A 13,109-nucleotide genomic window follows, 5' to 3' on the forward strand; every position below is an offset into this window, starting at 1 on the left:
GAAAATGGCAGAAATAACCTGGGATGATTTTGAACGGGTGGAGCTTCGGGTGGGGACGATTCTGGAGGTGGAGGAGTTTCCGGAGGCGCGCAACCCGGCGTACAAACTGCGGGTAGATTTTGGCGAGGCAGGTATCAGAAAATCGAGCGCCCAGATCACCAAGCTGTACACCCGCGAGGAGTTGGTCGGCAAGCAGGTGATCGGCGTCGTCAACTTCCCGCGCAAGCAGATCGGCCGTTTCTTCTCCGAAGTGCTCATCACCGGTTTCCCCGACGAAAACGGTGCCATCGTCCTTGCCGTCCCGGAGCGTGAGGTCCCAAACGGCGCCCGATTAGCGTAAAGGCAGCGGCTAGGGGCTTCCACCTCTCCGTTGAATCAACAGAAAAGGGCAGGCGCCATACTCGGCGACCTGCCCTTTTTCATTTTCTCTTGCTGTTTCCCTAGTGCCTGGTCCCTAGTCCCCGCTTTTCATCTTAAGCGCTTCCGCATACACCGTGCTCTTCGGCAGCCCCGTTTCCTGGGTCACCTTCTTAACCGCATCCTTCAGGGAGTACTCGCCCGACGCCAGATACTTGGCCAGCAGCTCTTCCATCCGCGGCGTGTCCGGCAGGGCCTCCTCGGTGCTCGGCGCGACCAGGATAGCTACCTCCCCTTTCAGCTCCCTCCGCTCGGCCTCAGCAATGACTTCGGAGATCGTCCCGCGCAGGAACTCCTCGAAGAGCTTGGTGAGCTCGCGCGCGAGGACGATCTCGCGGTCACCCAAGACCTCCAGCATGTCCTTAAGCGTAGTGAGCAGCCGCTTGGGCGCCTCGTAGAAGATGATGAGTCCCGGCAGGTTGACCAGCGACTCCAGCTTCTCGCGCCGCCGTCCCGCACGGTTGGAAAGGAACCCGGCAAAGGTGAAGAGATCCGACGGCAACCCGGAAGCCGAGAGCGCGGTGATGGCCGCGCAGGCGCCGGGTATCGGCACCACGGTGACCCCGGCAGCTGCGGCGTCGCGGATCAGCTGGTATCCCGGATCCGAAACGCAGGGAGTCCCGGCGTCGGTGACCAGAGCCACGTTCAGACCGTTCAGGAGCCTATCCAGCACGTAACTCCCCTTCACTTCCTTGTTGTGATCGAAGTACGAGGTGAGCGGCCGGGAGATGCCGAAGTGGGTCAAAAGCTTGCGCGTGTGGCGGGTATCCTCCGCGGCGATCAGGTCCGCCTCTTTGAGGATGCGCAGCGCGCGCAGCGTGATGTCTTCTAGATTGCCGATCGGTGTGGCTACGATGTAAAGAGTGCCTGAAGGCATAGAACCCGTTCTACGTTCTATGTTCTAGGTTCTATGTTCACAAACCAAAAACCTGGTGCAGGCAAGGTAGAGCACGGAACGCTGGAACATGACCGGATGTTTTTGATTTTCCCCCTACGCTCAACCACTGCCCACGCCTGCAAACTAACGTAGAACCTAGAACGTAGAACTTAGAACCTGTTTCTGGGGTTACTTTCCCCAATCCCGCGCGTAGCGGAAATCGCGGTCGATGGTGCGGTTGGAAACCTTGGCGATCACCGGCAGGCGGCGCTTGAAGTGCGAACCCTGGACCTTGCGCTGCACGTTATCGATGAAGTCGGCGGCAAAGCCCGCATCGATCAGCTCCTCGCGATTCATGCGCTGGTCCACCATGCGGTAGAGGAGCTCATCGGCGTCGCGGTAGCTGAAGCCGAGTTCCTGCTCGTCGGTCTGCCCGGCCCACAGGTCGGCAGACGGCTTCTTCTCGATCACCTCGTGCGGCACCCCCATGGCTTCGGAGAGTGCCCACACCTGTGACTTGTAGATGTCGCCGATCGGGTTCAAGGCGCTCGCCATGTCGCCGTGCAGCGTACCGTACCCCAGGAGGAGTTCGGTCTTGTTGCTGGTCCCCAGCACCAGGCCGCCCACCGCGGCAGAGTGATCGTACAGGATGGTCATGCGCTCGCGGGCCATCTTGTTGCCGCGCCGCATGTTGTCGGCATCCGGCACCAGCCCGAAGTAGGCGTCCACCATCGGGGTGATCTCGATCACCTTGTAGTTGATCCCCAGCGCGTCGGCCACCAGTTTCGCGTGCGCCTCGCTCTCCGGGTTACTGGTCTTGTAGGGCATCGTGTAGGCGTAGACGTTCTCCGGCCCGAGCGCCTCCGCGGCGATGAAGGCCACCAGCGCCGAATCGATCCCTCCGGAGAGCCCGAGCACCCCCTTTTTCACCCCAACCTTGTACACCTCGTCGCGCACGAAGCCGACCAGCATCTTGCGCAACAGCGTGGTATTAACCGATAACGCGCCCATCGCTACCCCCTCTCCCGCTCGATGCGCCGCAGCTCCTTCACGGTCAGCATCATGTTCTCGTCCCGCATCATGGGAGAGAAGATCCGCTCGCGCCTGAGCGCTCCCTCGTCGACCTTGGCCAGCACGAAGTCCTCCTCGAGGATCGCACCGCGCACAGCGACCTCGCCCGACGGGGTGATCACCTCGGAGCCGCCCCAGAAGTTGATGCCGTCCTCGTACCCCACGCGGTTGCAGTAGAAGACCCGGCAGTTCAGGAACATCGCCGTCGTCGAGGTGAGCCGCTGCCAGGCGCCGGCGGAGCCGAGCCCTTCCGCGTCGCTGAGGCCGCGCCCCGGGCTGGAGGAGAGGCAGATGATCGAGGTGGCGCCGTCCATGGCGAGGATGTACGGCGCCGAAAGGTGCCACATGTCCTCGCAGATCAGGATGCCGATGCGGCCGAAGCGGCTGTCGAAGGCGCGGAAGTGCTCGCCGCGCGCAAGGTAGCGCTGCTCGTCGAACAGGCCGTAGGTCGGGAGGTACACCTTGCGGTGCACGTGGCGGATCTCGCCGTCCTCCAGGTAGAGCGCGGTGTTGAAAAAGCGGTAGTCAGGGGTGACCTCGACCAGGCCGATAGCGATCGAGATGCGCCGCGAGAGGAGCTTCAGCCTTTCGATCTCAGGTGCATCGAGAGTGAGCGCGACGTCCGGGACCAGGTCCTTCAGAAAGTAACCCGTCAGGGCGAGTTCCGGGAACACGATGAGCTGGGCGCCCTGCGCGATTCCCTTCTCTATGGCGGCCTCGGCGATGGCCAGGTTGTCAGCCAGGCAGCCGAGCTTCGGCTTTATCTGGGCCAGGGCAACAGTAAAATCCATGAGCGTCTCCGGGATTTTTTTCTAATAACTAGCATAGCCTATGAGCCCCGGGCAAACCTTTTCCTAAAAAAACCGGTTTTAGCCACGGAGCCACCAAGTGCACGGAGAAAAACCGGGCATGCGTACTTCGACATACTGCTCTGCGGCTACTGCTGGTAAACCCTCTCAAACTGTTCGCCCCTTCCCGTTGACGTGAGAGGCCGGACAAGAAGAATGGAGCCGTATCTCTTCAGACAGATCGACTGGTCGCGCGCACCAGGCAAGCGCCTTTTTCCGTGTCCTTGGTGGCTCCGTGGCTATCTTCAGCTTTTAGAAAAGCACCACCAGGACGACGCCGCCTGCGATAACCACCAGGTTGCAGACCGCCGATACCCCGTGCAGCTTCGCGAATTCCCGGCGCAGCGGGTGATCTTTCGGCGTCGTTTCGAAGGAGACGATCTCCTTCTTGAGAGCGGCCGCCTTCGGCTCGATGTAGAAGGACTGGAACGAGCAAAGAGCCAGCATGACTGCGAGGATGATCCCCGCGACAAGGGTTCCCTTGCCCGAGAGGATCACGCGGCAGATAAGCGCGACGACGCCGCAGGCGAGGCCCCAGCGGAAGTAGCCGGGGAAGAGCAGCCCCACGATGCGTCCCGCGCTGTCGCGGCTTTCCGACCGGAACAGGATCGGGGTCAGCATAAAGGTAAAGAGCGCAGCACCGCCCAGCCAGAGCGATACCGCCAGACGGTAAATGATGGTTACAACCTGCATGAAAGAACCTCCTTAGAAAAGAGTAGTCAGGGACTGCAACATGATAGATCAGCCGCGGAGGCACGGAGCGCACCGAGAAAAATCTCTACGGCTAAAGCTTCTAGGTATAACCCTCAAGCTTTTGCCTTTCTCCGGTTTTCCTCCGGCATTCTCCGTGACTACAAGATGTGAGGCCCGGCCGTTCAGCCTTTCTCCGTGCCCTCCGTGGCTCCGTGGCAAAACCGGTGTTAATAGGCCAATTCGAAGGCATCACGGATATGCTCGATCACCGGCACCTCCCCTTTGCGCGCCACGATCGCCACCACATCGAACCTGGCCTCGGCATCGTAGAGTTTCTTCTTCGAAAGCCACACCAAGGCCGCCTTGGAAATCTGGCGCTGCTTGAACGGAGTCACTGCAAGCTGAGGCGGCCCATAGTTCACATTGTTGCGGCACTTCACCTCGACAAAGACAATGGTTCTACCTTCACGCGCGATGATATCCAGTTCGCCGCAGACACAGCGAAAGTTCCGCTCGACAATGGTGAAGCCTTGCCCTTGGAGATAGGTGGCGGCCATAGACTCACCTCGCTCTCCGAAAGAGCTGTTGCCGCGCTTTTCTTGCATAGCACCCCGCACCGGATGACTCTGAACGATTAACCCCAGACAGTGTAGCAGCAAGTTGACAGGTTGTAGATGTATTTGTGGCGGAAAGATTAGAAGCCGGGCAGGGTCAAAACACCAGCCGCTTCGGCCTTGGCTGCTTCGGGGAGGTGTTCCTTTACGCCGCGGAAGGTCTTGCGGTGGATCGGCGAGGGGCCGAGACTTGCGATGGCCGCCATGTGGGAAGCCGCCGCATACCCCTTGTGCTCGGCGAAGCCGTAACCGGGATACTGGGCGTCGTACTCCACCATCAGCCGGTCCCGGGTCACCTTGGCGATGATGGAGGCGGCGGCGATGGAGATCGAGAGAGAATCACCCTTTTTCACGGTCTTCTGGGCGATGTTCATGGGAACGGCCGAGATGCCGTCGATAAGCAGGAAGTCAGGTTTGGGGGAGAGTTGCAGGATGGCGTCGCGCATGGCCGACAGGGTCGCCTGCAGGATGTTTATGCGGTCCACCAGGTCGTGGTCGCCGAAGCCGACGCCTACCGAGACCGCTTCGCGGCGGATGGTGTCGAAGAGTTCCTCGCGCTGCAGGTGGGTGAGCTGTTTCGAGTCGTTTACCCCGGGAAGGATCAGACCTTCGGGGAGGATGACCGCAGCCGCGACCACGGGGCCGGCCAGGGGGCCGCGGCCCGCCTCGTCGATGCCGGCGACGCAGCGGTAGCCGCGCCGTTTGGCCTGCGACTCGTGCAAGAGCAGATCGATCGGCTGGTTGTCCTGGAAAAGATCGGACACCTTCCCTCCTGAAGGAAAATCGAAAGTACCACAAAAAAAGCCCCGGTCGAGGTGACCGGGGCTTTTCGACGGTAAGTCTTACTGAGCGCCGTGAACGTACTTGCGCTCTTTGATCCTGGAAGCCTTGCCGCGCAGCTTGCGCAGGTAGTAGAGCTTCGCGCGACGCACCTGGCCGCGGGTCACCACTTCAACTGCCTCGATGGACGGCGAGTGCAGCGGGAACACCCTCTCAACGCCCACGCCGTTGGAGATTTTGCGCACGGTGAAGGACTCGCGGATCCCGCCGTTCTGACGGCCGATGCACACGCCCTGGAACGCCTGGATACGCATCTTGTCGCCTTCAACGATCTTTACCTGCACCTTCACGGTGTCGCCGGGAACGAAAACCGGGATGTTCTTCTTCATCTGCTCGAATTCAATACGGTCGATCTTGTTCATGTTCTACTTCCTCCCTTATCGGAACTTCTGATTCTGCAAGTTTGTGACTGCGTTAAACCTAAACCAATAGAACGCGGATTAGGCGGATTATGCGGATTTCCGCGGATGAACCTTAAAATCGTTATGGGTTGAACCCTATAGCTTTTGGCTTGATCCGCAAAATCCGAACGATCCGCACAATGCGCGTGCTATCGCCTTTGACTTTGCCTCACCGTCCGAAGAGTCGATCCAGCATGATGGCCGCCGCGCTCCTCACCGAGAGGTGGTTGTAATCCCCACCGCCGCTGATCGGCTCCAGCAGGTAATCCCCCTGGTTGAAGACCTCTTCGGTGAGCCCCCATCCGGTTCCCAGCAGGAGCAGGTAGTGCTGCTCGGGGTCGCTCGCCAGGATCTCCTTCATCTGCTCGAAGCTCACCGAGTTGGGCCGCCCCGCGGCTCCGGTCACCACGACCTTGGCCTTTTTCCCGGTGCGGGTCTCGATGTCGGCGAGCGCATCGGCCAGCGAATTCTCGCTCTGGATCAGCTCCAGCGCCATCTTGCGCTTCGGGTTGTAGGTGGATCCCCAACCCTCCAGCCAGTGCGTCCTGATCTTGTCGACCAGCTTCCGCTGCTCCTGGACCGGCGTCACGATGTAGTAGCGCGCGATCCCGAAGGTGCGGCCCGACCGCGCGATGTCGTGAATGTCCAGGTTGGTGACCGCCGTCGCCACCAGGTCCTTGTTCTTGTCCAGAACCGGGTAGTGGATCAGCGCTATGCTCAAACGTTCGGCGAGGCTCACGAACTCACCTCCGCCAAAAGTTTCTGGTCCGCCTTGCTCAACTCGATCCGGCCGAGGAGCTCGGGACGGGAGGCAAGCGTTCTTAACAAGGACTCCTTGCGGCGCCACTTGGCGATCACCGCGTGGTTGCCGGAAAGGAGCACGTCGGGAACCTTCTCGCCCCGAAATTCGGGAGGCCGCGTGTACTGCGGGTACTCCAAAAGACCATCGGCAAAGGAGTCGTAGAGCGCCGAGTCGTCGGAACCGAGCACCCCCGGCACCAGACGCGCCACGCTGTCGACGAGCGCCATGGCGGCGATCTCACCGCCGGTCATGACGAAATCCCCCAGGGAGATCTCTTCGTCGACGAAGAGCTTCTTCACCCTTTCGTCGACCCCTTCGTAGCGGCCGCAGATGATGATGAGCCCCTCTTCGCGGGAGAGTTCCTGCGCCACGTCGTGGGACAGGGTCCGCCCGCCCGGGGAGGTCAGGATCACCTTCGAGCCGGGGCACTTCTCTTTCACGCTCTCGATGGCACCGGCCAGCGGTTCCACCTTCATCACCATGCCGGCCCCTCCGCCATAGGGGGAGTCGTCGGCAGTGGCGTGTTTGTCGAGCGCCCAGTCGCGGATGTTGTGCAGCGCGACCTCGATGAGCCCGTTCTCGCAGGCACGCTTCAGGATACTCTCCGTCAGCGGCCCCTCGAACATGGCCGGGAAAAGCGTCAGTATGTCGAATTTCATAGATCGAGCAGCCCCTCGGGAAGAGAGACCGTCATGCGGTTTGCTTCCAGGTCGACGGAGAGGACCACATCCTCCAGCGCGGGGACCAGCACCTCGCGCCCGTCCAACCGCACCACGTAGACGTCGTTGGATCCGGTCTCAATGATATCGACCAGTTCCCCCAAAGCCTCCCCCGCCTGCGAGACCACTTCCAGGCCGAGCAGGTCCGACCAGTAAAACTCGTCGTCGGGGAGTTCCGGCAGTTGGCCGCGTTCCGCGTAGATCTCGCGGCCCACCAGGTGCAGCACCTGGTTTATGTTTTCGAACTGCGTGAGGGTCAGGATCACCCTCTTGCCGTGGGCCATCGCCGAGCGCACCGGAAACGTCTCCAGGGCGCCGTTTGGGGCCTTGATCAGCACGTGGTCCAAGAGCGAGATGCTCGAGGCATCTCCCGCAAAGGGAATGACCCGAAGTTGCCCCCGGATCCCCTGGGTCGCCTGGATTTTACCGATCAGTAACAGCTTGCTGCTTTGAGACATCGTCACTCTACAATCTTCAGGATAGCTTTCTTGTTGTCCTTTGTGGAAACTGCGTTCAACAGGGTGCGGATCGCTTTTGCGGTGCGTCCCTCCTTGCCGATGATACGTCCCATGTCTTCCTTGGCTACCGTCAACTTGATGACGTTGGTGTCTTCCTCCATCTCTTCGGTAGCTTTAACCTGGCTGGGATCATCAACAAGTGCTTTCGCGATGGTCTCTACAAGATCTCTCATGTCGCTATCCTCTGTAGTGTGGGATATCCGGCTTACCGGACGTTAAACACTAGGCAGCCGGAGTTACGAACTTCTCCCAGATGCCAGCCTTTTTCAGGATCTGCTTGACGGTATCGGTCGGCTGAGCGCCCTGCTTCAGCCACTCAAGGGTCTTCCCTTCTTCCAGGTTGTAAGCTGCCGGGTTTTTGTTCGGGTCGTAGGTACCGACGTTCTCGATGAAGCGCCCGTCCCTGCGGCTGCGGCAGTCAGCAACTACTACCTGGTAAAACGGTTTCTTCTTGGCGCCCGCACGTGCAAGTCTGATCTTTATTGCCATTTCTTCCTCCTGGTATTCTCGGATCTTGGATCCGCGACTTCTGTAAGTATGGGTGAATCGGGTTTCGTCTATCGTGTCAACTAAAAGCCGGGTTTAGAAGGGGAACATCCCCTTGCCCATGCCCTTCATACCTTTCATAAGCCCCTTGGGGCCCATCTTCTGCAGCTGCTTCACCACCTTCTGCGCCTCGGTGAACCGTTTCAGGAGCTGGTTCACTTCCTGGACGCTGGTGCCGCTCCCCTTGGCGATCCTCAGGCGGCGGCTGCCGTTGATGATGGTGTGGTTGGCGCGCTCTTTCGCGGTCATCGAATCGATGATCGCCTCGATGCGCTTCAATTCCTTCTCCGAAGGCTGGGCGCCCTGCATCTGGCGCATCATCTTCCCCATCCCGGGGATGAGCCCCATGATGGATTCCAGCGAGCCCATCTTCTTGATCTGCTGCAGCTGGGCGCGGAAGTCTTCCAGGTCGAACTGGTTCTTCTTGAGCTTCTGCTGCAGCCGTTCGCCTTCCTGCTGGTCGAAGCTGGCCTGGGCCTTCTCGATCAGGGTGAGGACGTCGCCCATGCCGAGGATGCGGGAAACCAGGCGGTCGGCGTGGAACACGTCCAGCGCGTCCAGCTTTTCACCCAGGCCCACGAACTTGACCGGCTTCCCGGTAACGGCCTTGATGGAGAGCGCTGCGCCACCCTTGGCATCGCCGTCCAGCTTGGTGAGCACCACGCCGGTGATCCCCAAACGATCGTTAAAGCCGCCGGCGACGTTCACCGCTTCCTGGCCGGTCATGGCGTCGGCCACGAAGAGGATCTCGCGCGGGGCGAGCTCGTCGCGGATCCCTTCCAGCTCCTCCATCAGGTAGTCGTCGATCTGATGGCGGCCGGCGGTATCGTAGATCACCACGTCGATGCCGTTGAGCGCCGCGTAGCGGGTTGCGTTGCGGCAGATGTCCAGAGGCTTCTGGTCGGCCGACGAGTCGAACACCTCGACGTCCAGCTGACGTCCCAGCACCTTCAGCTGCTCGATAGCAGCCGGGCGGTACACGTCGGCCGGGACCAGGAGCGTCTTCTTGCGCTGATTCTTCAGGAACCGGGCCAGCTTGCCGCAGGAGGTGGTCTTACCGGCACCCTGCAGGCCGACCATCATGATGGCGACCGGCGGCTTGGCGGCGAGGTCCAGCGAGTTGTCCTCGGCACCCCCCATCAGCTCGACCAGTTCGTCGTGGACGATCTTGATCACCTGCTGCCCGGGGGCCAGGCTCTGCAGCACCTCCGTGCCGACAGCACGGCCGCGCACCCTTTCGATGAAGTCCTTGACCACCTTGAAGTTGACGTCGGCCTCGAGGAGCGCCAGGCGCACTTCACGCAGTGCTTCCTTGACGTTGTCCTCGGTCATTACCGCCTGACCGCGCAGCTTCTTGAAAACCAGGTCCAGCTTGTCAGAGAGAGTCGCGAACATCGATATCCCATAAAGCGCCGGAAATGCGCGCTATTTTCCGTAAAGCCCTTGGGAAAACCTGCAAAAAGACACAGGTATCCCGCGGCAAGAGAGTCAATCTAGTAGATAAACCCATCTATTGTCAAGGAAAAAGAGAGGCAGGGGAAAGGCAGGGGCTAGGGACTAGGGACTAGGGAAACGGCAAAATCTTAACCACTTCCCAGGCGCTTTTCATGCCACAGCCATCCTCTTTATCCCTACCCTCTGCCCCTTCATCCCAACTTTACCCTGAGCGTCTTTTGCAGAGAACGCAGCATCCGACCGACTTCGTCACATTTGCCGAGAGTCGCCTTGAGTGCTGTACTATCAAGGTACTGGAGGCGCTCTGCTATGAAAAGCTGTGTTTCCAGTTCTGCAAGAGATCCGGAGCAGATGGCAAGGAAATGCAAAAATTCTCGCGTAGACTCACGAGCATGACCTTCCGCTATATTGGAAGGTACTGACACCGCAGCCCGGCGTACCTGGCTTGTCAGTGCATAAAGTTCAGATTGGGGAAAGTGTTTGGTATGTTCGTACACAGCATGGACCAGGTCCATTCCCAGCTGCCAAACTTTGAGATCACGATAGCTCTTAACCTCAAGCATCTCCCCCCCAGTTGCGCCGCCCTAGTCCCTAGCCCCTAGCCCCTGCCTTTACAACCGCACTACTGTGCGTGCCGTCGTGAGGCTCTCGGCGATGGTGAACATGTTGGTTACCGCACCGGCCTTCAGAAGTTCCTTCTTGTGGAAGTAGTCGAGACAGACGCCACAGGAGAGCACCTCCACCCCGCGGTTCCCGAGCTTCTCCAGCGCCTCGAGCACCTCGGACCCCTCGGCTGTGAGCAGCACGCCGGTGTTGATGAAGAGCATCCGGTCCGGCACCTCGGCCACGTCCAAAAGGGTGATGATGAAGTTGCGCATCAAAAGACGCCCAAGCTCTTCGGGGCCGTCGCCCAGCCGGTCGGTGCCGATCAGCATCACCGCAGGTCCGGTCTTGGCGACCGCAGCCTGGGGAGCTGCGACTGCCGCAGCACCGGCGCCGGTGATGGTCAAGGCAAAAGCACCGTCCTGGACCTCTTCCTGCACCTGGTAGCCGCGACCTTCCGCGAAGCGCCGCACATTCTCCCTGGGCGCGCCGTCATCCAACAGCACCCGCAACGCTCCGTTCGCCGTTTCCAATGCCCGTTTCACCGATACCACCGGCGCCGGGCAGGCCATTCCCCTGCAATCGAGATCCATCGTCATTCTCCCTCTATCTTTATAAACGCTTCGCCTTGCTTGCGGAACGACTCCCGCGGCATGAGCCCCGCCTGGGTGAGCACCTCCTCGACCTCCTGCCGGACCTCCTCGCCGTAGCGGATGGCCAGACCGCAGTCTGCGGCCAGCGCCCTGGGTGCGGGGATCAAGAGGATCGACAGACGCCGCTCCTTCAGGAGCTTCTCGGCCTCCATGACCCGGTGGATCGAGTTGAAAATCACTACGTAATCGCCTTCGTTTACCACACCTGCTCCTTTTGGCTGGGACGGCCGCTCTCCGTGAGATCCGGATTGACAAGGCCGCATGAAATCCATAATATTCGTGGTTCAAGAGGTTCTACATGCAGACAGCCCTACAAGTAGCCGTCGTCGTCCTTCTGGCGGCCGCCGTCAACATTCCCTTGGGATACCTACGCCAGGGCTGCCGGAAGTTCTCCCCCGGGTGGTGGTTCTACATCCACATCTCCATCCCGCTCATCATCTATGCCAGGCTCAAGATCGGCCTGGGCATCCAGTTCATCCCCTTCACCCTCGCAGGATCGGTAGCCGGCCAGTTCATGGGCGGCCGACTCTACCGCAAGAGAAACGGCGTTGGCGAGTGATCGCCGCCCGAAAATGAAACGTCCCGCAGCGCTCTCCGACCTGCTCAGGGCTTTTCTAAGCGGAACGCCCGCCGAGAAGCGGCTCTACGAGGGGCGCATCTGGCTGGTCTGGGATCAGGCTGTCGGCGAGCGCATCGCCTCGCACGCCCAGCCCTCCGCCTATCGCGAGGGGACCCTCACCGTCACCGTGGACAGTGCGCCCTGGATGCAGCAGCTCACCTATCTCAAGAAGGAGCTGATCGCCAAGGTGAACGACGAACTGGGCCAGGAGATGGTTCGCGAAATCTACATGAAGGCTGGCCGCATCGCCCCCCCTGCCCAAAAGAAACCCCACGTTCCCAAGCGACGCGAACTCTCTGACGTCGAAGCGACCGAGATCACCGAGCAGACCGCCTCGATCTCCGACCCGGAACTGCGCACCGTCCTCGAGCGCCTCATCAAAAGGGATCGGGAAAGCAGGTAGACCAGCGAGGGACTGTCACAGTTCCCGCCGTAGCGTCTCATTATCCACACAATCAGCCTGCTGCGCAAGCCGCAGCTATCTTTTATCTAAATAACCGTGGCAGGTTCTGCCAATAGTTTGTGATTTTCACTTGCTCCGGCGGCCTGCGCAGCTTCCTGTCTCACACGGTTCTTGCCACGATAAATGCGCAGTTTCTCCTCGCTGTACCCCCCTTCCTCGCCGCGCACGAACAGAGGCGCCTCGACCTTAAGCTCGCCCGTCCTCCCCTTGACCAGCTCCACCAGGAACATCCTGGCCGGCATCGAGATACTGCCGTGCACCATGCGCAGTCTCAAGATGCCGAGCTTTTGCTGGGCGGCCTGCGCCATCAACTCGGGCAGCCGGCAGGTGTGGTAGACGAAGCAGATGCGGCCGGAGGGCTTCACCAGGTACTTTGCCGCGGCGAGGAAATCCGCCAGGGTGGCGCTCGTCTCATGGCGAGCGTCGTCGCGCCCCGCACGCGGGCTCACCTTCCCGGTTCCCGGGCGGCGGTAGGGAGGGTTCGATACCACCAGGTCGAAACTGTCCACTGGGAAGCGCAACCTTAGCGAGATGACGTCCTCCGACACGATCTCAACCCGCTCCTCGAGGCCGTTCAGCGCGACGTTTCGCTCTGCGATGTCCGCCATCACCGGCTGAAACTCAATCGCGGTCACCAAGCAGGACTCCTCCAACCGCGCCAAAAGCAGCGGTATGACGCCGCAGCCGGTCCCCAGGTCTGCCGCCCGCTCGCCCCGACGCACCCCTGCGAAGTCCGCCAACAGCAGCGGGTCGACCGAAAACCGGTACCCATGCCGCGGTTGAATGATGCGCAGGCCGTAGCCGGTCAGTTCGTCAAGCGTTTCCGATTCATGAACGTGCGGTTCCAAAACAGTCCCCTCTCCTGCGCCTGCTCGAAAAAAAAGGTCCCTTTGCACCGTAAGGGCGCAAAGGGCCAGGAAGCATTGGCCACAAAAGGGGCAAAAGCTCAACAGGACCCTGAAAAGGTCCC

The 13,109-nt window shown here is 60.5% G+C and carries 20 protein-coding genes; 3 read left to right on the forward strand and 17 right to left on the reverse strand.

What is annotated here, in order from left to right; translation table 11 throughout:
- The first annotated feature begins 4 nt into the window (after positions 1-4).
- Positions 5-340: a tRNA-binding protein gene (locus GMST_RS15950; RefSeq protein WP_183355689.1), complete on the forward strand. Its 336-nt coding sequence runs from the start codon at positions 5-7 to the stop codon at positions 338-340.
- A gap of 114 nt (positions 341-454) precedes the next feature.
- Here GMST_RS15950 and rsmI read toward each other — a convergent pair whose 3' ends face one another.
- From rsmI to GMST_RS16030, 16 genes are all read right to left on the reverse strand, one after another.
- Positions 455-1,294, reverse strand: a complete 840-nt coding sequence (gene rsmI / locus GMST_RS15955) for a 16S rRNA (cytidine(1402)-2'-O)-methyltransferase (protein ID WP_183355690.1) — start codon at positions 1,292-1,294, stop codon at positions 455-457.
- A 189-nt stretch (positions 1,295-1,483) separates the two neighbouring features.
- On the reverse strand, positions 1,484-2,305 hold the full coding sequence (locus GMST_RS15960) for an NAD+ synthase (RefSeq protein ID WP_183355691.1): 822 nt from the start codon (positions 2,303-2,305) through the stop codon (positions 1,484-1,486).
- A 2-nt stretch (positions 2,306-2,307) separates the two neighbouring features.
- Positions 2,308-3,156 (reverse strand): nitrilase-related carbon-nitrogen hydrolase, encoded by an 849-nt coding sequence (locus GMST_RS15965; RefSeq protein WP_183355692.1) that lies wholly within the window; start codon positions 3,154-3,156, stop codon positions 2,308-2,310.
- A gap of 309 nt (positions 3,157-3,465) precedes the next feature.
- Positions 3,466-3,906, reverse strand: a complete 441-nt coding sequence (locus tag GMST_RS15970; RefSeq protein WP_183355693.1) for a DUF4149 domain-containing protein — start codon at positions 3,904-3,906, stop codon at positions 3,466-3,468.
- Positions 3,907-4,133: 227 nt separating this feature from the next.
- Positions 4,134-4,511 carry a YraN family protein gene (locus GMST_RS15975; RefSeq protein ID WP_183355694.1) on the reverse strand — a complete coding sequence of 126 codons (378 nt, stop codon included), beginning with the start codon at positions 4,509-4,511 and terminating at the stop codon, positions 4,134-4,136.
- An 89-nt stretch (positions 4,512-4,600) separates the two neighbouring features.
- Entirely contained in the window at positions 4,601-5,284 is a 684-nt protein-coding gene (rnhB, locus tag GMST_RS15980; RefSeq protein ID WP_183355695.1) for a ribonuclease HII, read from the reverse strand.
- A 78-nt stretch (positions 5,285-5,362) separates the two neighbouring features.
- Complete coding sequence (gene rplS, locus GMST_RS15985; RefSeq protein ID WP_183355696.1) at positions 5,363-5,722, reverse strand: 50S ribosomal protein L19; 360 nt, start codon at positions 5,720-5,722, stop codon at positions 5,363-5,365.
- Positions 5,723-5,930: 208 nt separating this feature from the next.
- Positions 5,931-6,500 carry an RNA methyltransferase gene (locus tag GMST_RS15990; RefSeq protein ID WP_183355697.1) on the reverse strand — a complete coding sequence of 190 codons (570 nt, stop codon included), beginning with the start codon at positions 6,498-6,500 and terminating at the stop codon, positions 5,931-5,933.
- A complete protein-coding gene (gene trmD, locus GMST_RS15995; RefSeq protein ID WP_183355698.1) occupies positions 6,497-7,222 on the reverse strand; it encodes a tRNA (guanosine(37)-N1)-methyltransferase TrmD in 726 nt (241 codons plus the stop codon). The genes GMST_RS15990 and trmD overlap by 4 nt, the downstream gene beginning before the upstream one ends.
- Positions 7,219-7,740, reverse strand: coding sequence for a ribosome maturation factor RimM (gene rimM, locus GMST_RS16000; RefSeq protein WP_183355699.1), 522 nt, complete (start codon positions 7,738-7,740; stop codon positions 7,219-7,221). Before rimM ends, trmD begins: the two co-directional genes overlap by 4 nt.
- Before the next feature lie 2 nt (positions 7,741-7,742).
- The gene (locus GMST_RS16005) at positions 7,743-7,973 is read right to left on the reverse strand and encodes a KH domain-containing protein (RefSeq protein ID WP_183355700.1); all 231 of its coding nucleotides are present in this window, start codon (positions 7,971-7,973) and stop codon (positions 7,743-7,745) included.
- A 49-nt stretch (positions 7,974-8,022) separates the two neighbouring features.
- A complete protein-coding gene (rpsP, locus tag GMST_RS16010) occupies positions 8,023-8,289 on the reverse strand; it encodes a 30S ribosomal protein S16 (protein ID WP_183355701.1) in 267 nt (88 codons plus the stop codon).
- Positions 8,290-8,382: 93 nt separating this feature from the next.
- The gene (gene ffh, locus GMST_RS16015) at positions 8,383-9,741 is read right to left on the reverse strand and encodes a signal recognition particle protein (protein ID WP_183355702.1); all 1,359 of its coding nucleotides are present in this window, start codon (positions 9,739-9,741) and stop codon (positions 8,383-8,385) included.
- A gap of 251 nt (positions 9,742-9,992) precedes the next feature.
- Entirely contained in the window at positions 9,993-10,364 is a 372-nt protein-coding gene (locus tag GMST_RS16020) for a four helix bundle protein (protein WP_183355703.1), read from the reverse strand.
- Positions 10,365-10,412: 48 nt separating this feature from the next.
- The gene (gene yedF, locus GMST_RS16025) at positions 10,413-10,997 is read right to left on the reverse strand and encodes a sulfurtransferase-like selenium metabolism protein YedF (protein WP_183355704.1); all 585 of its coding nucleotides are present in this window, start codon (positions 10,995-10,997) and stop codon (positions 10,413-10,415) included.
- Positions 10,998-10,999: 2 nt separating this feature from the next.
- Complete coding sequence (locus tag GMST_RS16030) at positions 11,000-11,260, reverse strand: putative Se/S carrier protein (RefSeq protein WP_183355705.1); 261 nt, start codon at positions 11,258-11,260, stop codon at positions 11,000-11,002.
- Between the two features lie 95 nt (positions 11,261-11,355).
- On the opposite strand from GMST_RS16030, the gene GMST_RS16035 reads away from it, so the two are divergent.
- Both GMST_RS16035 and GMST_RS16040 read left to right on the forward strand, forming a co-directional pair.
- Entirely contained in the window at positions 11,356-11,616 is a 261-nt protein-coding gene (locus GMST_RS16035) for a hypothetical protein (protein ID WP_183355706.1), read from the forward strand.
- A 13-nt stretch (positions 11,617-11,629) separates the two neighbouring features.
- A complete protein-coding gene (locus tag GMST_RS16040; protein ID WP_183355707.1) occupies positions 11,630-12,079 on the forward strand; it encodes a DciA family protein in 450 nt (149 codons plus the stop codon).
- Positions 12,080-12,165: 86 nt separating this feature from the next.
- Here the strand turns inward: GMST_RS16040 and GMST_RS16045 are convergent, their stop codons facing one another.
- The gene (locus GMST_RS16045; RefSeq protein ID WP_183355708.1) at positions 12,166-12,987 is read right to left on the reverse strand and encodes a tRNA1(Val) (adenine(37)-N6)-methyltransferase; all 822 of its coding nucleotides are present in this window, start codon (positions 12,985-12,987) and stop codon (positions 12,166-12,168) included.
- Between the last annotated feature and the right edge of the window lie 122 nt (positions 12,988-13,109).

The organism is Geomonas silvestris, assembly GCF_014193515.1.
Taxonomy (GTDB): Bacteria; Desulfobacterota; Desulfuromonadia; order Geobacterales; family Geobacteraceae; genus Geomonas; species Geomonas silvestris.

What these genes read in the sequence shown, in the direction of transcription:
- GMST_RS15950 (WP_183355689.1), top strand. Translation starts at nt 5, where the DNA reads ATGGCAGAAATAACCTGGGATGATTTTGAACGGGTGGAGCTTCGGGTG.
- rsmI (WP_183355690.1), bottom strand. Translation starts at nt 1,294, where the DNA reads ATGCCTTCAGGCACTCTTTACATCGTAGCCACACCGATCGGCAATCTA.
- GMST_RS15960 (WP_183355691.1), bottom strand. Translation starts at nt 2,305, where the DNA reads ATGGGCGCGTTATCGGTTAATACCACGCTGTTGCGCAAGATGCTGGTC.
- GMST_RS15965 (WP_183355692.1), bottom strand. Translation starts at nt 3,156, where the DNA reads ATGGATTTTACTGTTGCCCTGGCCCAGATAAAGCCGAAGCTCGGCTGC.
- GMST_RS15970 (WP_183355693.1), bottom strand. Translation starts at nt 3,906, where the DNA reads ATGCAGGTTGTAACCATCATTTACCGTCTGGCGGTATCGCTCTGGCTG.
- GMST_RS15975 (WP_183355694.1), bottom strand. Translation starts at nt 4,511, where the DNA reads ATGCAAGAAAAGCGCGGCAACAGCTCTTTCGGAGAGCGAGGTGAGTCT.
- rplS (WP_183355696.1), bottom strand. Translation starts at nt 5,722, where the DNA reads ATGAACAAGATCGACCGTATTGAATTCGAGCAGATGAAGAAGAACATC.
- trmD (WP_183355698.1), bottom strand. Translation starts at nt 7,222, where the DNA reads ATGAAATTCGACATACTGACGCTTTTCCCGGCCATGTTCGAGGGGCCG.
- rimM (WP_183355699.1), bottom strand. Translation starts at nt 7,740, where the DNA reads ATGTCTCAAAGCAGCAAGCTGTTACTGATCGGTAAAATCCAGGCGACC.
- GMST_RS16005 (WP_183355700.1), bottom strand. Translation starts at nt 7,973, where the DNA reads ATGAGAGATCTTGTAGAGACCATCGCGAAAGCACTTGTTGATGATCCC.
- rpsP (WP_183355701.1), bottom strand. Translation starts at nt 8,289, where the DNA reads ATGGCAATAAAGATCAGACTTGCACGTGCGGGCGCCAAGAAGAAACCG.
- ffh (WP_183355702.1), bottom strand. Translation starts at nt 9,741, where the DNA reads ATGTTCGCGACTCTCTCTGACAAGCTGGACCTGGTTTTCAAGAAGCTG.
- GMST_RS16020 (WP_183355703.1), bottom strand. Translation starts at nt 10,364, where the DNA reads ATGCTTGAGGTTAAGAGCTATCGTGATCTCAAAGTTTGGCAGCTGGGA.
- yedF (WP_183355704.1), bottom strand. Translation starts at nt 10,997, where the DNA reads ATGGATCTCGATTGCAGGGGAATGGCCTGCCCGGCGCCGGTGGTATCG.
- GMST_RS16035 (WP_183355706.1), top strand. Translation starts at nt 11,356, where the DNA reads ATGCAGACAGCCCTACAAGTAGCCGTCGTCGTCCTTCTGGCGGCCGCC.
- GMST_RS16040 (WP_183355707.1), top strand. Translation starts at nt 11,630, where the DNA reads ATGAAACGTCCCGCAGCGCTCTCCGACCTGCTCAGGGCTTTTCTAAGC.